Origin of the sequence: Arthrobacter sp. StoSoilB20 (assembly GCF_019977295.1) — a bacterium.
Taxonomy (GTDB): domain Bacteria; phylum Actinomycetota; class Actinomycetes; order Actinomycetales; family Micrococcaceae; genus Arthrobacter; species Arthrobacter nicotinovorans_A.
In genome coordinates this window covers 3,227,009-3,248,413 of record NZ_AP024651.1, presented here as the reverse complement: position 1 = coordinate 3,248,413, position 21,405 = coordinate 3,227,009, and the positions used below count along the sequence as shown (strand labels likewise).

Genomic DNA, 21,405 nt, shown 5'->3' with positions numbered 1-21,405 from the left:
ACCCCGGTCATCGCCGGGACAAACTGTGGAGAGGTCTGGGACGTGACGTACGTAATCGCGCAGCCGTGTGTGGATGTCAAGGACAAGGCATGTATTGAAGAGTGCCCTGTCGACTGCATTTACGAAGGTGAGCGTTCCCTCTATATCCACCCCGATGAATGTGTCGACTGTGGTGCCTGCGAACCTGTGTGCCCGGTGGAGGCCATTTATTACGAGGATGACACTCCGGAAGAGTGGGCCGACTACTACAAGGCCAACGTTGAATTCTTCGACGACCTCGGTTCCCCGGGTGGAGCAGCCAAGATCGGCAACACGGGTAAGGACCACCCGTTCATCGCCGCGCTGCCCCCGCAGAACCAAGACCACTAAAGGCGGTAGCTTCGTTGATTTCCGCGGCACCGGCTTTCGGCCTGAACCTGCCTGACTACCCGTGGGAGGCCATGGCGCCGTATGTTGCCACAGCTTCGAAGCATCCGGGCGGCGCAGTAAATCTTTCCATTGGAACGCCAGTGGACCCCACTCCGGGGCTTATCAGGGATGCCTTGGCAGCGGCAGCGGACGCCCATGGCTATCCCACGGTGCATGGTACCGAAGCCCTGCGCCAGGCCGTAGTGGACTGGTTCGCCGGCCGCCGCGGAGTTCCGGGCCTGGATCCCAAGGACGTCATGCCAACCGTGGGCTCAAAAGAGCTTGTCGCGTGGCTGCCATTCCTGCTCGGCCTCAACGCCGGAGACGTCGTGGTGCGGCCTACGGTTGCTTACCCGACCTACGACATCGGCGCCTCACTGGCAGGCGCCACAGCCGTTGCTGCCGATGACCTGGATGAACTGGATCCGGCCACCCGTGCCAAGGTCCGCCTGATCTGGATCAACTCTCCGGGGAATCCAACGGGCAGCGTCCGGGATGTCGAGTCGCTGCGCAGGATAGTGGGCCAAGCCCGTGAGCTCGGTGCAGTGGTGGCATCGGACGAGTGCTATGCCGAACTGGGCTGGGGCGAGTGGGATGTACAGCGCGGGGGAGAAGCTGTCCCCAGCATTCTTGATCCCCGCGTCACCGGCGGTTCCACGGATGGCCTGCTCTGCGTGTACTCGTTGAGCAAGCAGTCCAACCTCGCTGGTTACCGTGCCGCCTTCGTCGCGGGAGATTCCGCCATCGTGGCCAACCTGGTCAACAGCCGCAAGCACGCAGGGATGATCGTTCCCTACCCCGTGCAGGAAGCGATGCGCGTCGCCCTCGGCGATGTCGGCCACGTGATGTCACAGAAAGACCTCTACCGCGGCCGCCGCGAGAGGATTGTCCCTGCCCTTGAGCAATTCGGGCTGAAAATCCACGAATCCAAAGCCGGGCTCTACCTCTGGTCCACGGCCGGCGAAGCCACCTGGGATACGGTGGCACGGTTCGCCGAACTTGGGGTCGTCGTGGGGCCGGGCGTTTTCTATGGAGATGCCGGGAACGGTTTCATCCGGGTGGCCCTGACGGGCACTGATGAACGGATTGACGCCGCAGTGGAACGGCTGGCCACAGCCTCATAACATTGCTGTGACTTGCGCCACTATCAGCGCCATTCCGCCAGTAACCCGACGGCACGGATTAGTTCCGGAGGGTTACTGGCGGTAGCTTTTAACTGACTATCAATGGTGGCCTTCTCTAAGAAAGCACTTCGGCCGTTGGAGCCCTGCAACAGCAGGGTCAAGGGCGGCGGCACCAGAAGTTGGTTGGACAAGCGTTCGATAGAGGCCCAAAGGCCTCATGAAGGGGACTCCATGACTGAGACCACCAGCGCAACACTGCGCCATGCCGGCGGCGAACTCGAACTGCCGCGCATCAAGGTTGTAGAAGGAAACGAAGGTTACGACGTTTCCAAGCTGCTGAAGCAGACGGGCGCCGTTGCCTATGACCCCGGCTTCATGAACACAGCGGCCACCACCTCGGCCATCACCTACATCGACGGCGACGCAGGAATCCTGCGTTACCGCGGTTACCCCATCGAGCAGCTCGCGCAGCACTCGAGCTTCCTCGAAGTTTCCTACCTGCTGATCTACGGCAACCTCCCCACTCCCACGGAGCTGGAAGAGTTTGACCAGAAGATCCGCCGTCACACCCTCCTGCACGAAGAGCTCAAGGGCTTCTTCGGCGGGTTCCCGCGTGACGCCCACCCCATGCCGGTGCTCTCCTCGGCAGTTTCCGCGCTGTCCACGTTCTACCAGGACTCGTTGGATCCCTTCAACGCGGAGCACGTGGAAGTATCCACCATCCGGCTCATGGCCAAGTTGCCTGTCATCGCGGCCTACGCCCACAAGAAGTCCATCGGCCAGCCGATGCTCTACCCGGACAACTCCATGAACCTGGTGGAGAACTTCCTTCGGTTGAGCTTTGGCCTCCCGGCCGAGCAGTATGAAATGGACCCGGTAGTCGTCAAGGCGCTGGATCTCCTGCTCATCCTGCACGCAGACCACGAGCAAAACTGTTCCACGTCCACCGTTCGCCTGGTGGGTTCGTCCAACGCGAACCTCTTCGCTTCGGTGTCCGCAGGCATCAACGCCCTCTTCGGCCCTGCCCACGGCGGCGCCAACGAGGCCGTGCTGAAGATGCTCCGCCAGATCCAGGCCGACGGCATCAAGCCCGAGGACTACATGGAGAAGGTCAAGAACAAGGAAGACGGCGTCCGCCTCATGGGCTTTGGGCACCGTGTCTACAAGAACTACGATCCCCGCGCCAAGATCATCAAGGCAACGGCCCACGAAGTTCTCGGCAAGCTCGGCGGCAACGACGAACTGCTGGACATCGCCATGCGCCTGGAAGAGAAGGCCCTGGCTGATGACTACTTCATCCAGCGCAAGCTGTACCCGAACGTTGACTTCTACACCGGCCTCATCTACAAGGCCATGGGTTTCCCGGAGAAGATGTTCACCGTACTGTTCGCCATTGGACGCCTCCCGGGCTGGATTGCCCAGTGGCGCGAAATGATCAACGATCCCCAGACCAAGATCGGCCGCCCGCGGCAGCTCTACACAGGGGAGCCGGAGCGCAACTACCCGGCCAACTGACACGGCAAAAAAGGTCAGTAACGACGACGGCCGCTCACCTCGCGCGAGGTGAGCGGCCGTCGTCGTTGGTAGCGGAGGCTTCTGCAGCCTAGGCGTTGTTTGCCGCGGACGTCGCAGCAGAAGCGTTGTAGCCGTAGGGGTTGTTCTTCTGCCAGCGCCAGTGATCCTCGCACATCTGGTCCACGGTCTTGGTAGTTGACCAGCCGAGGTCGGCCAGGGCAGAGGAAGCATCGGCCCAGAAAGCCGGGAGGTCTCCTGCACGGCGGCCGGTGATCTCGTACGGGATCGGCTGGCCGACTGCCTTTTCGAAGGACCGCAGGACTTCCAGGACGGAGGAGCCGCGGCCGGAGCCAAGGTTCCAACGCCGGACGCCGGCCCGCTCGGCGATGTAGTTCAGGGCTGCTACGTGGCCGTCGGCAAGGTCCACCACATGGATGTAGTCGCGCTGGGCGGTGCCATCGGGGGTGTCGTAGTCGCCGCCGAAGACCATGAGTTTCTCGCGGCGTCCCACAGCCACCTGGGCAATGAAAGGGACAAGGTTGTTCGGGATGCCCTGGGGGTCCTCGCCGATGCGTCCGGACGGGTGTGCGCCCACCGGGTTGAAATAGCGCAGCAGTGCGATATGCCAGCGGTCGTCCGCATTGCCCAGGTCCGAGAGGATGTCCTCGATCTGTTCCTTGGTCCGGCCGTACGGGTTGTTGGCGCCGATTTCCATCTTTTCGATGTAGGGGATGGGGTTGTGCTCGCCATACACGGTGGCCGATGAGCTGAAAACGATTGAACGCACGTCGTGCTTGTCCATGGCCCGGAGCAGGTTCAGGGTGCCCACAATATTGTTGTAGTAGTAGGCCAGTGGTTCCTGGACGGATTCTCCCACGGCCTTCAGGCCGGCGAAATGGATCACGGCGTCGATTTGGTGCTGCTCGAACACGGCCTCGACCGCAGGCTCGTCAACCAGGTCAACCTTGTGGAACGCGGCAGTCTTGCCGGTAAGCTCCGAGACCCGGCGGAGGGATTCCTCGCTGGAATTCACCAGGTTATCAAGCACGACGACGTCGTGGCCGGCTTCCTGGAGGGACAAAACGGTGTGGGAACCGATGTAGCCGGTGCCGCCCGTGACAAGAATTTTCATGGTCTCTACGCTATCGGAAAGTGGAGCCACGCCGCTCAGTGTTGAGCGGTGTTGAAGCACATTTGTGCTAAAAACAATTAGTGCCCAAAATTGTTGATGCCGAAGCCCGGCGCCAGGAAGTTGTCCAAGCCGTTTTCCGGATCATTGCCAGCGATGGCTTGGAACGGGCGTCCCTCCGGGAAGTAGCGGATGAGGCCGGTCTGGCCGTGGGCTCGGTCCGGCACTACTTTGCCAGCAGCGACGACCTCCTGGTGTTCTCCTTCGGCGCTGTCATTGACCGCATTGCTGCACGGCTGGAAGAATCCCTGGCACTCGTCGAACAGGAGCCGCAGGGAAGCCCGGAACAGCATTCTGCAGTGGTGAACTTCCTGGGCCAGTTCCTGCCCCTGGATGAGGAGCTCGCCGTGGACGCCTGCGTGTGGATGGCCTTCAGGCACGCAGCACGGATCAAACCTGTCCTGGCAGCCGAAGCCGAGCGCAGCCACCGCACCGTAGCTGCCGCCGTCGGGCGCTTGATCATGCTCCTGAACCCCGGAGGGGCCGATGCCCAACAAACCCTGGTTACCGAGGCTGAACGGCTCCTGGCCACGATGGACGGCCTGTGCATGCACGCCCTGCTGCAACCGGACTGGATGACAGCGGAGATGTGCAGCGATGTCATCACTGCCCATCTCCATTCCCTGTCCGGCGCACCCGCTGCCGGTTAGGGAGCGGGTGCCCATGCCTCAGCAAAGCAATGAAATCCGCCCCTGACGTCGCGTCCCAACGGGAATAGACTGGGAGATGTCGGCACCCTGCCAAGGGAGGAATTCGTATGCACGAGTCAGGTGGCCCGGGTTGGCGCATCACTATGGACACGTCCGGGCCGATGCTCATCGCCCTGTACCTGCGGGAGATTGCCGGCCTGGATGGTGCGGGAACGCCGAGCCTGTCACATGCAGCCCCCAAAGTCCGGCACGCAGACCATAGCCACCTCACCTCGGACGTCGGCGGCATCCACGCCCTCAAGACCGAATGGGAAGCCTGGTGGGAAAGCCTGCTCAAGTCCTACCCCAACCCCGCCTCCGAACTGGCGCCACCCAGCTTCAAGGCTTTCGGTAACTCCCCGGCACTGCAGCGGGTGCTGCAAGCCCACTTTGGCTCTGCTTTGGGTTGGGCCACTGACAGGATTGACGAGTACGCCGAGATCGAGGCTGCCCGTGAGGTCAACGGTGTGACCCAGGTCCTCAATGAAATGGTGGAGGACAGGCTCTTGGAAGTCGGCCGGAGTTCGCGTGACTTTGAATTAACCATCATTGAGTTGCCGCTGAACGAGCCGCGTGCCTGGTATCTGGAGCCCAGCACCATGATCATGAGCCACAAGCTCTTGTCCGAGCCGGATGTTTTCCGGAGCTATGTTCAGCCGGTGGTGGAGATCCTCGCCTAAGCAGCGGAAGTGCAAAAACCTACGTGGCAGGTGCGGAAACGGTAATGGTGACCGCCCCGGAAGGAGCCGGAGAAACCTGCCAGCCGTCACGTTTTTCCCGGTTCCAGGCCTGGCCCCCAACATCCACCTGGGTAATTGACAGCGTTTTGGCGTTTGCCACAGCCCAATGCGCAACGGCCCAAGCTTGAGTGCCGGTGATGTCCAGTTGCACCGAGCGGCCTTGGACGGTGGCCGGCAGGGTGCCGAAGGCCGTGCTGAGTTCGTCGACGACGGCGGCAGGATCGCCCGCCGCTTCGGGCATGCGCAGTTCGCAGCTCAGTGCCGCCTCGGAGTGCCCGGTAAGCGCAGAAGCGAAGGCCCTGCCCATGCCTTCGTGCTGGGCGTAGGCCCGTGGGAAGGCCGAGCGTTGAACGGCTTGGGCGGCCTGGGTGATTTCCATGGATTCATAGCCAGCGACCTTGACCAGACCGTCAAAGAACGCGTTCGCGGCGTAGGTGGGGTCCATGACCTGTTCCTCGGTTCCCCAGCCCTGGGAAGGTCTTTGCTGGAACAGGCCGCGGGAGTCAGGCCCGGCGTCGTCGCCGTAATTGATGTTCCGCAGCCTGGATTCCTGCATGGCCGTAGCCAACGCAATGGTTGCTGCCCGGGGTGGAAGTCCGCGCTGGACGGAGATGGCAGCGATCAGGGAGGCATTGGCGGCCTGATCCGTGGCCAGCTCATGGCTTTCAGTGCCGACAACAGCGAAGCAGCGCTCCGTGACCAGGGTCTCGGAGCGCTGCAGCACTGCGGCTATTGCGTAAATGGCACCTGCTACCAGTGCCAAAGCCAGCACCGCAACGATGCCGAGGCGGAACCGGCGCATTGGTTGATCTCCTGCTAGTTGGCGTGGAGGGCCTCGTTCAGCTCCACCGTCTGGCCCTTGCGCGGAAGGACTTCCACGCCGCCTGTGGTGGAGTTGCGGCGGAACAGCAGGTTGGGAACGCCGGAGAGTTCCACAGCCTTGATGATCTTGCTGGTGTCCTCGCCGTTCTCGTCCTTGGGGCCGGGAACGCGGACGCGGGTACCGGCGGTGACGTACAGGCCGGCCTCCACTACGGAGTCATCGCCGATGCTGATGCCCACACCGGAGTTGGCGCCGAGCAGCACCCGCTCACCCAAGGCAATCTTTTCCTTGCCGCCACCGGAGAGCGTGCCCATGATGGACGCGCCGCCGCCAACGTCGGTGCCGTCGCCGGCTACAACGCCGGCGGAGATGCGGCCTTCCACCATTGAGGTGCCCAGGGTGCCGGCGTTGAAGTTTACAAAGCCTTCGTGCATCACGGTGGTGCCTTCGGCGAGGTGCGCACCCAAACGGACGCGGTCGGCGTCGGCAATGCGCACGCCGGTGGGAACCACGTAGTCGACCATGCGCGGGAACTTGTCCACGCCGTAGACCACCACGTTGCCGCGCTTGCGCAGGCGTGCGCGGGTCAGTTCGAAGCCGTCCACCGCGGCCGGGCCGAAGTTGGTCCAGACCACGTTGGGCAGCTTGCCGAAGACGCCGTCCAGGTTGATGCTGTTGGGCTTGACCAGTCGGTGGGAGAGGAGGTGTAGACGCAGGTACGCGTCGGCAGTGTCTGCCGGGGCGGCGTCGAGGTCGATCTGCGCGAAGACAACTTTCTGCTCCGTACCGCGGTCAGCATCCTGGCCTTCCTCGGCAAGTGCGGTGAGCGCGGGATCGGCGTTCCCGACGTCGCGCAGGGACTCGGCGGCAACGCCCAGGGCAGGCGCGGGGTACCAGACGTCCAGCACGGTTGCTTCCCCGGAAGCCGAGGTGGCGATGGTGGCCAGGCCGAAGCCGTAGGCGGATCGGTGGTTGTCGGACGCGTTTGCGGGCGCAGCAGAGGAAGCAGTTTCAGTCATGGGGCAAGTCTATCCAGCAGGCAGAGGTCGGTTAAAACCCGTCTCATGCCAGAGAAGTCGCAATACGGGTGCAACTTGGTGGCCCGGATGACCAAGAATGGTAGATATTGTGGACGGGTGACCCTGAACCCTGCTCCCGCCCTCCTTGACCTGCGCCAGGACGTTGCCTTGCTGACGGCCGCGATCATCGACTTCAACAGCGTCTCCGGCAACGAGACTGAACTCGCGGACGCCGTTGAGGCAGCTTTGCGCGCCATCCCTGCCTACACGGTGATCCGTGACGGCGACGCCATCATTGCCCGGACCGAACTGGGCCGGCCCGAACGCGTCATCCTCGCCGGTCATCTGGACACTGTGCCCCTGCCGACGGTTGACGGTTCGCTGGGAACTGTCCCGGCCACCTGGGAATCCGGTGTTCCCGGTGAGGGTGTGCTGTACGGGCGGGGGACCACCGACATGAAAGGCGGCGTCGCGGTCCAACTCGCCCTTGCCGCAACACTGTTCGACGACGACCGCCAGCCGGACAAGGACGTCACGTTCGTCTTCTACGACCATGAGGAAGTGGAAGCGGTCAAGAGCGGCCTGGGAAGGCTGGTCCGGAACCACGGGGACAAGTTGGAGGCTGACTTCGCAATCCTCCTGGAGCCCACGCACGGTACGGTGGAAGGCGGCTGCAACGGCACCAGCCGGTTTGAGGCCACCACCATCGGCGAAACAGCACACTCAGCGCGGGCATGGATGGGCGTAAATGCCATCCATGCAGCAGCCCCCATCCTGGCCCGGCTCGCCGCTTACCAGCCGCAAACCATCAACGTGGACGGGCTCGATTACCGTGAGAGCCTCAACGCGGTGAAGATCAAGGGTGGAACCGCCGGCAATGTCATCCCGGACCGCTGCGTGGTGGAAATCAACTACCGCTTTGCCCCGGACAAGACACCGGACCAGGCCGAGGCCCATGTCAGGGACTTGCTGGAAGGATTCGACGTCGTCCGTACGGACGCTGCTGCCGGCGCGAGGCCCGGACTCAACCACCCCGCAGCCGCGTCCTTCGTTGCCGCAGTAGGTGCTGAGCCCAAGCCCAAATACGGTTGGACCGACGTCGCGCGTTTCAGCGAACTGGGTATCCCGGCGGTGAATTTCGGCCCCGGCGATCCCCTTCTGGCGCACAAGGACAACGAGCACGTCGACGCCGACGCCATCCGTGAGTGCCTCCGCGCACTGAGGACGTGGCTGGCGCCGTAGTCTGCCGGCTTCCTGAACTGGGCATAAAGAAGGTCCGCAGCCTGGTGGCTGCGGACCTTCCTAGTTTGGTCCAGGACTACTTCTTGTCCGGTCCTTCTACCGAATCCTTGGCGATGGGGTCGTTTCCGCCCACCATCAGGCCGGTGCGAAGGCTCGGGGCAGCAACGCCACCGGCTGCCTTCTTGGAACCGCGGCGCTCGATCATGATCGCAATCCGCGAGACGGTGAGGTTGATCAGGATGTAGATCGCGGCACCGACGAAGAAGGCCGGGAACAGGAAGTCCGGACCCAGGAAGTCGGCCATGATCTGGATCTTCCGCAGGAGTTCCTCATAGCCCACGATGTAGCCAAGCGAGGTGTCCTTGAGCAGGACCACCAGCTGTGCGACCAACGAGGGCAGCATGCGGCGGACAGCCTGGGGGAACTCGATGGACATCCGCGATTGGAAGCTCCGCAGGCCAATGGCGAGGCCGGCTTCGCGTTGACCCTTGGGCAGCGACTGGATGCCTGCACGGAGGATTTCGGCGAAGATGGCGGCGTTGTAGAGGGTCAAGCCCACCACTACGGCCTGGAACTGACCGGTTGCGAAGACCAGCAGCACGAACAACATCATGAGGACCACGGGCATGCCGCGGAGGAACTCAAGGACCACCTGGGTGGGAATGCGGACCCAGGCGATCAGGGAGATCCTCAGCAGGCAGAGCGCGATGCCCAACGGGAAGGCAATGACTGCTGCGACTGCGGCTGCGGCCAGCGTGGACAGGATGCCCTGGCCGATCAGGCTCCAGACATCCGGTGCCATGGGACCGTAGAAGATTTCCCAGCGGTCGGCGTCGAAAATTCCCTGCTGCGCGAGGGTCATGACCGCAATGGCAAGGATGCCAAGAATGATCAGGATGCCCGCTGCGGAGCCGATGAGCGAATAGAGGCGGGCCTTGGGCCCGGGGACGTCGTACAGGACCGAAGTCATCGGGCAATCGCCACCTTTCGTTCAACAAAGTGCGCCAGCAGGCCCAGCGGAACCGTGATCAGGAGGTAGAAGAAGGCCACCCCGAGGAGGATCCAGAGGACCTGGTCACCGTAGTCGTTGGAGAGCTTGCGGCCGTAGCCAAAAAGCTCGAGGACGAAGAACGCGCCGGCCACTGAGGAGTTCTTCACCAGTGCGATCAGGATGTTGATCAACGGCGGGATAACGGTACGGACGGCCTGGGGAAGGACAATGAAGCCCAGGACCTGGGTAAAGGTCATGCCGATGCTGCGGGCAGCTTCGGCCTGGCCCACGGGCACGCTGTTGACACCGGAACGGACGGCTTCGGCGATGAAGGCGGCCGTGTAACTGCTCAGCGCGATGATGGCGGCAACTTCGAACTGTTCGAACTTAACGCCCAGCCGGGGGAGAACGATGGCTGCGAAGAAGAAGATGATGGTCAATGGGGTGTTACGGGCGACTTCAACATAGAACATGCTGAAACCGCGCAGCGCAGCCACGGGGGAAACCCTCATGGCCGCCAGGAGTGTGCCGACAATGAGGGCAATGATTCCTGAAATTACGGAGAGATAGAGGGTGCGGAGAAATCCGTCCCAGTATTCGGGGAGGCTTGCTATGACGGCGTCCATGGCTTCCTTTGGCTGCAGCTAATCAGGGAACAGGGTCCTGGAGTCGTCAACTGCCGCCACCCGGGTGGGCGGCGGCAGTCAACGGATCCCGACTAGTAGCGGTTGATCGCAGGAAGTTCAGGAGTGGTCTTGATGACCTTGCCTGCAGTGGCTTCCCAAGCCTTCTTGTAATCGCCGTCCTTCTGGAATGCCTCGAGCTGGTCGTTGATCCAGTTGCGGAAGACGGTGTCGTCCTTCTTCAGGCCGATGCCGTAAGGCTCCTTGGTGAAGGTTTCATCCGAAGCAAGCTTGAAGGCATCCGGCTCCTTGTCCACGTAGCCGGCGAGGATCACGTTGTCCGTGGTGACTGCAACAACCTGCTTGTTGCGCAGCGGCTCCAGGCAAGCGGTGTAGGTTGCAGCGGGAACAACTTCAGCGCCGTACTTCTCCGCGATGGTCTTGGCGGGGGTGGACCCGGTGACGGAGCAGACCTTCTTGCCCTTGACGTCTTCAGGCTTGGTGATGGAGTTGTCGTCCTTGTTCACCAGCAGCGCCTGGCCTGCTTCGTAGTACGGTCCGGCGAAGGCGACCTTTTCCTTGCGGGCGTCGTTGATGGTGTAGGTGGCGATGACCAGGTCAACGCGGCCCTGCTCGATGAACGATTCGCGGTTCTGGGAGACGGTCTCTACCCATTCGATCTTGTCCGGAGCGATTCCCAGCTTGGCGGCGATTGCCTTGCCCATTTCAACGTCGAAACCGACAGGCTTGCCGTCCAGGCCCTTCTGGCCGAACAGGGGCTGGTCAAACTTGGTACCGATGGTGATCTTCTGCGCCTTGTTCAGCTTCTCCATCGTGGTGCCGGCTTCGAAGCTGGCCGAGGCAACAGGAGTGGTGGTGGTGCTGCCGCCGCCGCATGCGCTCAGCGAGAGGGCGAGGGCTGCGGATGCGGCCACCAGGAGTGATTTCCTCCGGGTAATGAAAGCCTTCATGACATTCCTTTCATAGATTGGCCGTCTTGCGGCCTGGGTGCGGTCTTTACGGCCTGGGTGCGGGCGGTAAAGAGCTAGTGGGTCAGGAGCTTGGACAGGAAGTCCTTGGCTCGGGTGCTCTTGGGGTTGGTGAAGAATTCCTCGGGGGTGGCATCTTCGACAATTTGGCCGTCAGCCATGAACACCACGCGATCGGCAGCCTTGCGGGCGAAGCCCATCTCGTGGGTGACGACGATCATGGTCATGCCCTCTTTGGCCAACTGGATCATGACGTCGAGGACTTCGTTGATCATTTCGGGGTCCAACGCGGACGTGGGCTCGTCGAACAGCATGACCTTCGGCTTCATGGCGAGGGCGCGTGCGATGGCCACACGCTGCTGCTGGCCGCCGGAGAGCTGCGCAGGAAGCTTGGGGGCCTGGTGACCGACCCCAACACGCTCCAGGAGGGCCATGGCTTCCTTGTCGGCCGTGCCCTTGGCCACGCCCTTGACCTTGATGGGACCCAACGTGACGTTCTCAAGAATCGTCTTGTGGGCGAACAGGTTGAAGGACTGGAAGACCATTCCGACGTCGGCACGTAGGTGTGCGAGGTCCTTGCCTTCTTCGGGAAGCTTCTTCCCGTCGATGGCGATGTCGCCGTCGTCGATGGTTTCCAAACGGTTGATGGCACGGCACAGCGTGGATTTACCGGAACCGGAGGGCCCGATAACCACTACCACTTCACCCTTCTTGACCTGAAGGTTGATGTCCTTGAGGACATGGAGTTGACCGTAATGCTTGTTGACGCCATTCAGGGAGACGAGGGCATCGCCGGACGCTTGAGTAGTCATACGACGAATCTAGCGAACAAAGAAGCAAATATGACCACGGTCACGGCAACTTCCCCAAGATCGTGACTGAACAGAAACCTGCCCCACAGCGAGATACCAGACTGCAATGCAAGAAGCGGGTCGCAGCAACGGGGCAGGCAGGTGAAAGCGCTAGCCTTGTGCGATGAGCATCAGCCAGCACCCAGTACCCCGCCCGGATGCCAACGGCCAGGTCAGGGCCACCCAAGTGCCCCTGCCCTCGGACATCGCTCCGGCCAAGCACAAGGGCTCCTTGGAGCTTCGCCGCAAACAAGCGGATACGGGGATGTCTGATCAACATTTGCTCGATACCAGCGGCGCCGGACAGTTCATCCACACCGATCCCTGGCGTGTCTTGAGGATTCAGAGCGAGTTCGTGGAGGGCTTCGGAGCCCTCGCGGACCTGGGTCCTGCGGTCAGCGTGTTCGGCTCTGCCCGGACCAAGCCCGGAACCGAGTACTACGAGATGGCCGTGGATGTGGGGCGCAAGCTCGCTGAAGCAGGCGTTGCCGTGATCACCGGCGGCGGTCCCGGCTCCATGGAAGCGGCCAACAAGGGTGCCGTGGAGGGCAACGGAATCTCCGTGGGCCTGGGAATCGAACTTCCCTTCGAGCAGGGACTGAACCAGTGGGTGGACCTGGGGATCAACTTCCGCTACTTCTTCGCCCGAAAGACCATGTTCGTCAAGTACGCACAGGGCTTTGTGGTCCTGCCCGGCGGCCTGGGCACCCTTGACGAGCTTTTCGAAGCCATGGTGCTGGTCCAGACCCGCAAGGTCACCTCGTTCCCCATCGTTCTTCTGGGGGTCCGGTTCTGGGGGCCCATGATCGAGTGGATCCGGGAGACCTTGGTGGCTGAGGGCATGGTGTCCGAAAAGGACCTCGACCTGATCCAGCTGGTGGATGACCCCGCGGACGCTGTGCACCGCGTTCTGCACGGCGAACCGCTGCCGCCCACCCCCAACGGAAACCAGCGCCCGGAATAGCCGGCCGTTTCTGGCACGATGGACCTGTGAGCTTTTTCCTGGTGTTTCTCGCGATCGTCATCGTCGGCGCTGTGCTGTACCTCGGAGCCGGGATCGTCCGGGGACGCCCCGTCGGGGCCGGCCTTGACGAGCCCGTACCCAACCTGCCCCCGGTGGTGCTGCCGTCCAAGGCCAAACCGTCCGACGTCGACTCCCTGCGTTTCGCCCTTGGCCTGCGCGGCTACCGCATGGACCAGGTTGACCAGGTACTCGATGATCTCCGGGACCAATTGCAGGCCAAGGACAGCGAGATCGAACGGCTCAGCGCGCTGGCACAGCCACGGCTTGAGGATGGCGGAACCGGCCGGATCAACCTGTGAACCGCCCGGCCGGGAGCAAAGCCGGGCTGGGGCCCGCGGAGCGGATCTCCCGCTCCGCAACAGCAGCCACCGCAAGAATGGCGGCATGGCCGTGGTGGGTCCAGGTGTCCTTGGTCTTCGTGGCGGCCAGGCTGGTCAGCGCGTGCATCTTCATGGCCGCGGCCATTCACCAGGGCACCAGTCCGTGGTTTCCGCCCGCACCGGATTATTGGAACTTCATCACCATCTGGGACGGGCGCTGGTACCAGGAGGCAGCGGACAAAGGCTATCCCGCAGAGCTTCCCGTGGACGCCAACGGCGTCGTCAAGGAAAACGCCTGGGCCTTCTACGCGTTGTTTCCTTTCCTGGCCAGGGGCTTGTCTGCCATCACCGGGATGGGGACGTTGCCCGCCCTGACGGCAATTGCCATGCTGGCCGGCCTCGGGGCGGCCCTGGTCATCTACCTGCTCTTCCGAGAATTCGCAGGCCGGCGGTCGGCAATGTGGGGCGTTATCTTCGTTTCCACCTTCCCGGTCTCTCCAATCCTGCAGGTCCCGTACGCGGAATCGTTGAACCTGCTGCTTCTGGCGGCATCGTTACTGCTCGTGGTCCGGCGCCGCTATCTTGCCGCCATTCCCGTGGTGCTCCTGATGTGTCTGTCCAGGCCCACGGGCGTGCCGTTTGCCGCGATGCTGGGTCTGTTGTTCGTTGGGCGGTTGTGGCAACGGTACCGGGAGTCGTCCACGGAGCTTCCAGGCAATGGCGCCACCGGAACAACGGGCAGAAACAGGGAATCGACGTCCACCCGCAGCCTGGTATCACTGGCCGTCCTCGTGGTCGCCACGGGCCTGGCGGCTGTGGCATGGCCGGCCATCGCGTGGGCCGTCACGGGAGATCCGACCGCCTATACGCGCACTGAAACGGCGTGGCGAGGCCATGATCTTGTGCCGTTCAAGCCGTGGTTCGATACCGGCCGTATGTTGTTCGGTCCGGTGCTGGGAGTACTGGCACCCTTCGTTTTCACAGGGCTCTTTGTCCTGGTGATGGTTTCCAGGCCCGTCCGGGCGATCGGAACGGAGCTGCGGCTGTGGTGCGCCTGCTACATGGGCTACCTGCTGGTCTTCCTGCACCCTCAGACCAGCACGTTCCGTATGCTCCTGCCGTTGTTCCCCCTGGCCCTCGGCGCGGCCCTGCTGTCCAAATCCAAGGCTTACCGGGGCACCGTGGCGACCATGTTCATCCTGCTCCAGATTGTCTGGGTGGTATGGCTGTGGGCATGGGCCCAGTTGCCCGGGGGAGGCGACTATCCGCCCTGACGTGGAGCTATGCCGGGGAACGGCAATATGTACAACGCCCGGACAAATGGCGTGCTGATTAGCTTACGGGCGGGTAAGTACGGGATAATGGTCTACGAGCAAGGACAAAGCACCTAAAAGTGCCCGGCCAAGGCGGCCTCCCAAGCGTTGCCGCCGGCTGCAATTGCGATGCGGATCCAGCCCGGACGGGTTGGGCGTGACTTGGGACAAATGGAGGGGATTTTCCTAATGGCGGCGATGAAACCACGTACTGGCGACGGCCCGATGGAAGTTACCAAAGAGGGACGCAGCCTGATCATGCGTGTGCCGCTCGAAGGCGGAGGACGGCTTGTTGTCGAACTCAACGCCGCTGAAGCGGAAAACCTCAAGGAATGCCTCGTAGGCGTCACCGAATAGATCTACCAAGCAGGGCCCGGCTGAGCCGGGGCCCTGCTTTTTGGTTTAAGGCAGGGCTGGTGCCTTACCTCTTGACAGCTACCAGCAGTCCATCGCCGGTGGGAAGCATCGCTGAAGCGAGCCGGTCGTCGTCGCGGATTGCCTTGCCGATCTGGCGCAGCACCACGGTTGTGGAATCGCGTGCTGCCGGATTGGCGACCCGGTCCTTGTCCAGGGCATCGTTGATCACCAGTGTCCCGCCTGACTTGAGGAGGCGGATGGCCTGTTCAACATACTTGGGGAAGTTGGGCTTGTCGGCGTCGATGAACACGAGGTCATAGGCAGAATCGGTAAGCCGCGGCAGGACGTCGGCCGCGCGGCCTGAAATGGTGCGCGTGCGGTTGGCAGGGCTGCCGGATTCAAGGAACGCCTCCCTGGCCGCCTTGAGGTGTTCGACGTCGACGTCGATGGTGGTCAGGACGGCCTGCGGGCTCAATCCGCGCAGGAGGCAGACGCCGGACACCCCGGCCCCCGAACCGACCTCGACCACGGTCTGTGCCTTGGACGCCGCAGCCAGGACGGTCAGCACCGCACCTACGCCGGGGCTGATGGGCGTGACTCCGAGCTCGAAAGAGCGTTCCCGGGCGCGCAACAAGACGTCATCCTCAGCAGGCAGATCTTCTGCATAGGACCAGCTGCTTGACTTGTCGGCACTCATGAAGGGTTTCGCTTTCCGCGGGTAGGGGTGGTTGTACCAAGACTACTGTGTAAGCACCGGGAAAGCCGCTGTTGGACGGCCGCCCCGGCCCTTGTGTCCGGGACAGTTTTCAGCCCTGCGGGAAAAACCAGCACCAGTCAGGAAATTCCCAGACAACCTTGGGATGATATTGCTCCGGCCACCCATGAGGCAGCCGGCGCCGAAGGACTCGGTGAACAACATTTTGAGGGGAGTGGACGATGCCGGCATCGCATGCTGCGCCAGTCCAAACATCGGAGAGCATTGAGGGCGTTGCCGACTGGGTCATGCCCAGCTGGGAGGAAGTGGTTTCCAACCACTCCGCCAAGGTTTATCGCCTCGCCTATCGCTTGACGGGCAACAAATTCGACGCCGAAGACCTTACGCAGGAGGTCTTTGTCCGGGTTTTCCGTTCACTCGAGAACTTCAAACCGGGGACATTGGACGGCTGGTTGCACCGCATCACCACCAACCTGTTCCTGGACCAGGCCCGTCGCAAGAGCCGGATCCGGTTCGATGCCCTTGCCGAAGACGCCGATTCCCGCCTGCCTGGCCGCGAACCGGGGCCCGAACAGAGCTTTGAACACAACAATCTTGACCTGGATGTCCAGCGTGCTTTGGAAGAACTGCCGCCTGACTTCCGCGCCGCCGTCGTGCTGTGCGACCTTGAAGGCCTCTCCTATGACGAGGTCGCAGAGGCGTTGGGTGTGAAGCTGGGAACCGTCAGGTCCCGCATCCACCGCGGCAGGACCATGCTGCGCGAGAAGCTTGCCCACCGCGATCCCCGTCCGGCAGAGGCCCGCAAGCCACGCCTGAAGATGCCGCGCATCGCAAGTATCCTCTAGGACGTCGATGCCTCGACATCCCCGCCGTCCGGGACTGTTTTCCCGGCACAAGCTGGCTGCCCTGCGCCACACACGAAATCCCGATCATGTCCGGGAATGCGCTGAGTGCCGCAGTGCCCTTCGCCGGGAACGGCAGTACCTTGAACGCCTACGGGGCGCTTCGGTGCCCGAAGCCAGCCAGGATCTTGCCACGCGGCTGATTCAGCATACTGAACGCCTCGCCAACGAGCCGGATGAACATCTGGAGGCCAGGTCAACGCCAGGCGAAATGCGCCGTGGACTTCGCGTTGCCGCAGCTGCGGCCGGTACTTTGGCTGTCAGCGCCGGCGCCCTGGCGTTGTCGGCCTACGTCGTGGCCGGCAACGACGTTCCCCAACTGAGCGCCGGCAGCGACGTCGGTGCCCTCGCCGGAGCCTGGACGGGAAACCCTGTGGGAAGCATGGCGGGCCCCACGTTCCGGGCAGGGAGCACGGTCAGCCTGGACGCTGCCCAACTGGATGCCCTGCGGGAAGAAGGGTGGGCATGCCCTGAGCTTGCGGGGATGGGCTTCACCGTGGTCTCTGCCCACAGCACCATGTACAACGGCCACCCTGCAGTGGAGATCAGGCTGGAAAACAACGGCCACTACGCCACGATCGTGGAGGAGCACCTGCCAGCCGCCCAGTCCGGGCAGGGCACCACCACGTCCGCGCGGTTATCTGTCACGCAGGGGAGCCCCTGGAAGGCCGTCTACACCATGCCTGCGGCCGTGATCAGCTACGTCTCCGACCTCCCAGCCGATGCCGCGGATGACGCCGTTCCTGAAATCGTCAGGGCAGGCGAATCCATGGCAGCTTCACACCCCAACGAAGGAACCGAGGCCTGGTACGCGCGACTGCTGCGTGGGCTCCAGACCCTTCTCCGTCCCGCTGGTTTATGAGCGGCACCACAGACAAGGTAATCTTCGTAGCGTGTTTGGAATCAACGGCCCGGAGTTCATACTCCTTCTGATTATCGGCGTACTCGTCATCGGTCCCAGCCGTTTGCCCGAATACACTCAAAAGCTTGCCAACTTGGTCAAGGAAGTCCGGCGGATGGCTTCCGGTGCGCGTGAGCAGATCAAGGAAGAAGTCGGCATCGACATCGATGAGGTCGACTGGAAAAAGTACGATCCGCGCCAGTACGATCCGCGTCGCATCATCAAGGATGCGCTGCTGGATGACGACACCAAGCCAGTGAGCGCCGGAGCGCCCGCCGTGGCCGCTACGGCAGCCGCCGCAGCATCGGTCGAGACCAAGCCAAAGGCTCCCGCCAGGGTGATTGAGCGGCTTGCAGAAGGCGAAGCTGCGCCCTTCGATACCGAAGCGACCTGATCAGAGCCATTCCCTGAGGCGAACAGGGGCGGCGGTCACCTGACTGCGGACACCAGGAAACGGTCGCCTGACTGCGGACACAGGTCCTAGCGGGGTTCGATGCCCAGCGACAATCCCGACAATCCCCGCGGCCGGGATGCAAGGCCCGAGGCGATGTGCTGCATGGCCTTCGCTGCGGCCGTTTCCGGGGCGGCCAAGACCACCGGGTTCCCGGCATCGCCGCCTTCCCTCAGCCGGATGTCCAAGGGGATCTGGCCAAGTAGAGGAACATTGCCGCCGACTGCGGCGCTCAAGCGCTCCGCCAGGATGGCACCGCCGCCGCTTCCGAACAATTCCATCCTGCCGCCGTCGGGCATTTCCAGGAACGACATGTTCTCGATCACCCCGGCCACCTTCTGCCCGGTCTGCGTCGCGATGGTTCCGGCACGCTCGGCGACGTCGGCAGCAGCAGCCTGGGGGGTGGTCACCACAAGGATCTCGGCGTTGGGCAGGAGCTGGGCCACGGAAATGGCGATGTCACCCGTCCCGGGCGGCAGGTCGAGGAAAAGGGCATCCAGATCGCCAAAATAGACGTCGGTGAGGAACTGCTCCAGTGCCCTGTGCAGCATGGGACCACGCCAGGCCACCGGCTGGTTGCCTGCCACGAACATCCCAATGGAGATGACCTTGACGCCATAGGCCACCGGCGGCAGGATCATGTCATCCACCTGGGTGGGCTTTTGCGTGATGCCCATCAGGGCGGGAACAGAGAAACCATGGACGTCGGCGTCAACTATGCCCACGCGAAGACCCTGGGCGGCCAAGGCACAAGCCAGGTTGACGGTGACCGAGGACTTGCCTACGCCGCCCTTGCCGCTTGCTACGGCGTAAACCTTGGTCAGGGACCCCGGCTTGGTAAAGGGTATGCCGCGCTGGCCGCCTGGTCCGCGGAGCTGTTTCTTCAGTGCCTCGCGTTGGGCCGGGGTCATGACCTTCAGTTCCACGTCCACGGCCGTGACGCCGTCGAGTTTGGACAGAGCCGCAGTGGCGTCCTGGGTGATGGTCTCCCGAAGGGGACAACCGGCGATGGTCAGCAGGACAGCGACGCTAACGGTCCCGGTGTGGTCGGAGGAGACCGATTCCACCATCCCGAGCTCGGTGATCGGGCGGCGGAGTTCGGGATCGATGACGGTTGCCAGGGCAGCATGGAGCTCCTCGGCAGATGGGGCGCTCATGTTCTCAAGCCCGGCTTTCAGGGGTTTCAGGCGAGGGTTTTGCCGTGGAGTGTTGTGGCCCAGTGGGCCGCGGCTGACGGACTTTGGGGATCTGTTGCGTGCGGGGACCGCGGGACTTGTCCCGTTTGTCCTTGAGTTTGTCCTTGACCTTCTCGCCGGGAGACTCAGTTCCATCACCGGCATCGTTCTCGCGCAGCTCTTCCTGGGCATCAATGATGTCCTCCAGGAGGCTGCGGAGTTCGGCGCGGACGTAGTCACGGGTGGCTACTTCGCGCAGGGCGATGCGCAGCGAGGCCAGTTCCCGGGTCAGGTACTCGGTATCGGACAGGTTCCGTTCGGCACGCTGGCGGTCCTGCTGGAGGGAGACGCGGTCGCGGTCATCCTGGCGGTTTTGGGCCAGGAGCAGCAGGGGAGCGGCATAGGAGGCCTGGAGCGACAACATGAGGGTCAGCAGGGTGAAGCCCAGCTCCATCCGGTCGAACTGCCACTCCGTGGGCGCGAACGTGTTCCAGACCAGCCAGAAGACACAAAAGATGGTCATGTAGACCAGGAAGGTCGGCGTCCCCATGAAGCGGGCGAAACCTTCCGTTGCGTTCCCGAATGCGTCCGGGTTGGGAGAGAACTTCGGCAGGATCCGCTGGCGGCCGCTCAGTGGCGTGTCAAGGCTGCTGCTGGAGCGTCCCGGCGACTTGGGGGATCGGGTGGCGTTGTTATCAGCCAATGCGGCCTCCAAGTTTCCTTATAGGGGCGTCGTCCTCATGGGCTCGCCAGTCATCCGGCAACAGGTGATCCAGCACGTCATCAACAGTCACCGCCCCGACAAGGCGGCCGTCGTCATCGACGACTGGAAGGGAATTGAGGTTGTAGGTGGCCAAGGTCCGGGCAACTTCGCTGATGTGGGCCTGGTCCGACAACGGTTCGAGGTTTTTGTCCACGAGGTTGCCCAGCGGTTCCGGTGGCGGGAAACGTAAAAGCTGCTGGATATGCACTACGCCCAGGAATCGGCCCGTGGGTGTCTCCAAAGGCGGCCGTGCGATGAAGATGGAAGAGGCCAGCGCCGGGGAAAGTTCTTCGCGGCGGACGTGGGCCAATGCTTCGGCAACAGTTGCTTCGGGCGGGAGGATGACCGGGACCGGGGTCATCAGACCGCCGGCGGTGTCTTCGTCGTACTCCAGGAGGCGGCGGACGTCCTCTGCTTCCTGGGGTTCCATGAGCTGGAGCAGTTCCTCTGCCTGGGCGGAGGGGAGCTCGGCCAGGAGGTCGGCGGCGTCGTCTGGGTCCATCTCTTCGAGGACGTCGGCTGCGCGCTCCACATCCAGGGCTGAGAGGATCTCCACTTGGTCGTCTTCCGGGAGCTCCTGGAGGACGTCGGCAAGGCGCTCGTCCTGGAGTTCGCTGGCTACCTCGAAGCGGCGTTTGTCGCTCATCTCCTGGAGGGCCTCGGCGAAGTCGGCAGGCTTAAGGTCCTCGTGTGTTGCCACGAACTGGGTTGCTGCCTGGGGTTCGTTGTGGGCCCCGGTCTGGGCGTCAGCCCAGTCAATGATCAACGTTTCGTTCCGGCGGAGCCTGCTCAGGGGCGACAACGAGTGGCCCCGGCGCACGAACAGCTTGCTGACAAACCAGTCCTTGGACCGGTGCTGGTCCATGGCGATGTCCTCGATGGTGGCGTCGCCGGAACCATCCGCCAACGTCACACGGCGGTCGAACATCTCGGCAACCACCAGTGTTTCCGCGCCGCGCTGCTCGAAGCGGCGCAGATTGACCAAGCCTGTGCAGATGATCTGCGTCTGGTCGATTGAGGTAATGCGCGTCATGGGCACGAAGACGCGTTTCTTGCCCGGTACCTCCACCACGATGCCCACCACGTGCGGAGCGCCCCGGGTCCCGCGGGAGAGCACCACGACGTCGCGCAAGCGGCCCAAACGATCACCCAAAGGGTCAAAGACGTCCAAGCCGAGCAGGCGCGCGACAAAGACGCGTGAAGGATGTGTGCTCATGTTTACAGGCTACCGAGTCTGCTCTCTTTTAGCTGAATTCCAGCCAGTTCACATGTCCATGGGAC

General features: G+C 62.8%; 24 protein-coding genes. 13 read left to right on the top strand and 11 right to left on the bottom strand.

Going from position 1 to position 21,405, the window contains the following annotated elements:
• The first annotated feature begins 42 nt into the window (after positions 1-42).
• From fdxA to LDN85_RS14675, 3 genes are all read left to right on the top strand, one after another.
• Complete coding sequence (gene fdxA / locus LDN85_RS14685; protein ID WP_018776555.1) at positions 43-369, top strand: ferredoxin; 327 nt, start codon at positions 43-45, stop codon at positions 367-369.
• Positions 370-383: 14 nt separating this feature from the next.
• Positions 384-1,532 (top strand): succinyldiaminopimelate transaminase, encoded by a 1,149-nt coding sequence (gene dapC, locus LDN85_RS14680; protein WP_091550039.1) that lies wholly within the window; start codon positions 384-386, stop codon positions 1,530-1,532.
• Positions 1,533-1,763: 231 nt separating this feature from the next.
• Entirely contained in the window at positions 1,764-3,047 is a 1,284-nt protein-coding gene (locus LDN85_RS14675; RefSeq protein ID WP_024817462.1) for a citrate synthase, read from the top strand.
• A gap of 88 nt (positions 3,048-3,135) precedes the next feature.
• On the opposite strand, the gene galE is transcribed toward LDN85_RS14675, so the two are convergent.
• A complete protein-coding gene (galE, locus tag LDN85_RS14670) occupies positions 3,136-4,179 on the bottom strand; it encodes a UDP-glucose 4-epimerase GalE (protein ID WP_223943395.1) in 1,044 nt (347 codons plus the stop codon).
• An 80-nt stretch (positions 4,180-4,259) separates the two neighbouring features.
• On the opposite strand from galE, the gene LDN85_RS14665 reads away from it, so the two are divergent.
• Together LDN85_RS14665 and LDN85_RS14660 are read left to right on the top strand one after the other, a co-directional pair.
• Positions 4,260-4,886 (top strand): TetR family transcriptional regulator C-terminal domain-containing protein, encoded by a 627-nt coding sequence (locus LDN85_RS14665; protein WP_223943394.1) that lies wholly within the window; start codon positions 4,260-4,262, stop codon positions 4,884-4,886.
• Positions 4,887-4,993: 107 nt separating this feature from the next.
• Positions 4,994-5,605 carry a hypothetical protein gene (locus LDN85_RS14660; RefSeq protein ID WP_026539957.1) on the top strand — a complete coding sequence of 204 codons (612 nt, stop codon included), beginning with the start codon at positions 4,994-4,996 and terminating at the stop codon, positions 5,603-5,605.
• Between the two features lie 19 nt (positions 5,606-5,624).
• On the opposite strand, the gene LDN85_RS14655 is transcribed toward LDN85_RS14660, so the two are convergent.
• Together LDN85_RS14655 and dapD are read right to left on the bottom strand one after the other, a co-directional pair.
• Entirely contained in the window at positions 5,625-6,467 is an 843-nt protein-coding gene (locus tag LDN85_RS14655; protein WP_026546212.1) for a hypothetical protein, read from the bottom strand.
• 14 nt (positions 6,468-6,481) lie between these two features.
• Positions 6,482-7,507 carry a 2,3,4,5-tetrahydropyridine-2,6-dicarboxylate N-succinyltransferase gene (gene dapD / locus LDN85_RS14650; RefSeq protein WP_026546211.1) on the bottom strand — a complete coding sequence of 342 codons (1,026 nt, stop codon included), beginning with the start codon at positions 7,505-7,507 and terminating at the stop codon, positions 6,482-6,484.
• Positions 7,508-7,594: 87 nt separating this feature from the next.
• Here dapD and dapE point away from each other — a divergent pair, with 87 nt between their 5' ends.
• Positions 7,595-8,749, top strand: a complete 1,155-nt coding sequence (dapE, locus tag LDN85_RS14645) for a succinyl-diaminopimelate desuccinylase (protein ID WP_223943393.1) — start codon at positions 7,595-7,597, stop codon at positions 8,747-8,749.
• A 76-nt stretch (positions 8,750-8,825) separates the two neighbouring features.
• Here dapE and LDN85_RS14640 read toward each other — a convergent pair whose 3' ends face one another.
• The 4 genes from LDN85_RS14640 to LDN85_RS14625 all read right to left on the bottom strand — a co-directional run bounded on the left by LDN85_RS14640 (position 8,826) and on the right by LDN85_RS14625 (position 12,164).
• The gene (locus tag LDN85_RS14640; protein WP_026539961.1) at positions 8,826-9,719 is read right to left on the bottom strand and encodes an amino acid ABC transporter permease; all 894 of its coding nucleotides are present in this window, start codon (positions 9,717-9,719) and stop codon (positions 8,826-8,828) included.
• Positions 9,716-10,366: an amino acid ABC transporter permease gene (locus LDN85_RS14635; protein ID WP_026539962.1), complete on the bottom strand. Its 651-nt coding sequence runs from the start codon at positions 10,364-10,366 to the stop codon at positions 9,716-9,718. Before LDN85_RS14635 ends, LDN85_RS14640 begins: the two co-directional genes overlap by 4 nt.
• A 92-nt stretch (positions 10,367-10,458) precedes the next feature.
• Positions 10,459-11,334, bottom strand: a complete 876-nt coding sequence (locus LDN85_RS14630; protein ID WP_026539963.1) for a glutamate ABC transporter substrate-binding protein — start codon at positions 11,332-11,334, stop codon at positions 10,459-10,461.
• A 74-nt stretch (positions 11,335-11,408) separates the two neighbouring features.
• Positions 11,409-12,164, bottom strand: coding sequence for an amino acid ABC transporter ATP-binding protein (locus LDN85_RS14625; protein ID WP_026539964.1), 756 nt, complete (start codon positions 12,162-12,164; stop codon positions 11,409-11,411).
• A gap of 163 nt (positions 12,165-12,327) precedes the next feature.
• On the opposite strand from LDN85_RS14625, the gene LDN85_RS14620 reads away from it, so the two are divergent.
• The 4 genes from LDN85_RS14620 to LDN85_RS14605 all read left to right on the top strand — a co-directional run bounded on the left by LDN85_RS14620 (position 12,328) and on the right by LDN85_RS14605 (position 15,217).
• Positions 12,328-13,167, top strand: a complete 840-nt coding sequence (locus LDN85_RS14620) for a TIGR00730 family Rossman fold protein (protein ID WP_026539965.1) — start codon at positions 12,328-12,330, stop codon at positions 13,165-13,167.
• Positions 13,168-13,193: 26 nt separating this feature from the next.
• A complete protein-coding gene (locus tag LDN85_RS14615; protein ID WP_026539966.1) occupies positions 13,194-13,526 on the top strand; it encodes a DivIVA domain-containing protein in 333 nt (110 codons plus the stop codon).
• A 77-nt stretch (positions 13,527-13,603) separates the two neighbouring features.
• A complete protein-coding gene (locus LDN85_RS14610) occupies positions 13,604-14,821 on the top strand; it encodes a hypothetical protein (protein ID WP_223945471.1) in 1,218 nt (405 codons plus the stop codon).
• A 228-nt stretch (positions 14,822-15,049) separates the two neighbouring features.
• Positions 15,050-15,217: a DUF3117 domain-containing protein gene (locus LDN85_RS14605; protein WP_064721643.1), complete on the top strand. Its 168-nt coding sequence runs from the start codon at positions 15,050-15,052 to the stop codon at positions 15,215-15,217.
• A 64-nt stretch (positions 15,218-15,281) separates the two neighbouring features.
• Here LDN85_RS14605 and LDN85_RS14600 read toward each other — a convergent pair whose 3' ends face one another.
• A complete protein-coding gene (locus LDN85_RS14600; RefSeq protein ID WP_026539968.1) occupies positions 15,282-15,914 on the bottom strand; it encodes an O-methyltransferase in 633 nt (210 codons plus the stop codon).
• A gap of 239 nt (positions 15,915-16,153) precedes the next feature.
• Here LDN85_RS14600 and sigE point away from each other — a divergent pair, with 239 nt between their 5' ends.
• Genes sigE through LDN85_RS14585 form a run of 3 tightly spaced genes read left to right on the top strand, consistent with a single transcriptional unit; the run spans position 16,154 to position 18,129 of the window.
• Positions 16,154-16,777, top strand: coding sequence for an RNA polymerase sigma factor SigE (sigE, locus tag LDN85_RS14595; protein WP_026539969.1), 624 nt, complete (start codon positions 16,154-16,156; stop codon positions 16,775-16,777).
• 7 nt (positions 16,778-16,784) lie between these two features.
• Positions 16,785-17,696: a hypothetical protein gene (locus LDN85_RS14590; protein WP_223943392.1), complete on the top strand. Its 912-nt coding sequence runs from the start codon at positions 16,785-16,787 to the stop codon at positions 17,694-17,696.
• Positions 17,697-17,727: 31 nt separating this feature from the next.
• Positions 17,728-18,129 (top strand): Sec-independent protein translocase TatB, encoded by a 402-nt coding sequence (locus LDN85_RS14585; RefSeq protein WP_223943391.1) that lies wholly within the window; start codon positions 17,728-17,730, stop codon positions 18,127-18,129.
• An 86-nt stretch (positions 18,130-18,215) separates the two neighbouring features.
• Here the strand turns inward: LDN85_RS14585 and LDN85_RS14580 are convergent, their stop codons facing one another.
• The 3 genes from LDN85_RS14580 to LDN85_RS14570 are packed head-to-tail and all read right to left on the bottom strand — an operon-like array spanning position 18,216 to position 21,340.
• Entirely contained in the window at positions 18,216-19,343 is a 1,128-nt protein-coding gene (locus LDN85_RS14580) for a P-loop NTPase (protein ID WP_223943390.1), read from the bottom strand.
• Between the two features lie 4 nt (positions 19,344-19,347).
• The gene (locus LDN85_RS14575) at positions 19,348-20,076 is read right to left on the bottom strand and encodes a DUF1003 domain-containing protein (protein WP_026546205.1); all 729 of its coding nucleotides are present in this window, start codon (positions 20,074-20,076) and stop codon (positions 19,348-19,350) included.
• Positions 20,057-21,340 (bottom strand): CBS domain-containing protein, encoded by a 1,284-nt coding sequence (locus LDN85_RS14570; protein ID WP_026539974.1) that lies wholly within the window; start codon positions 21,338-21,340, stop codon positions 20,057-20,059. Before LDN85_RS14570 ends, LDN85_RS14575 begins: the two co-directional genes overlap by 20 nt.
• Positions 21,341-21,405 lie beyond the last annotated feature (65 nt).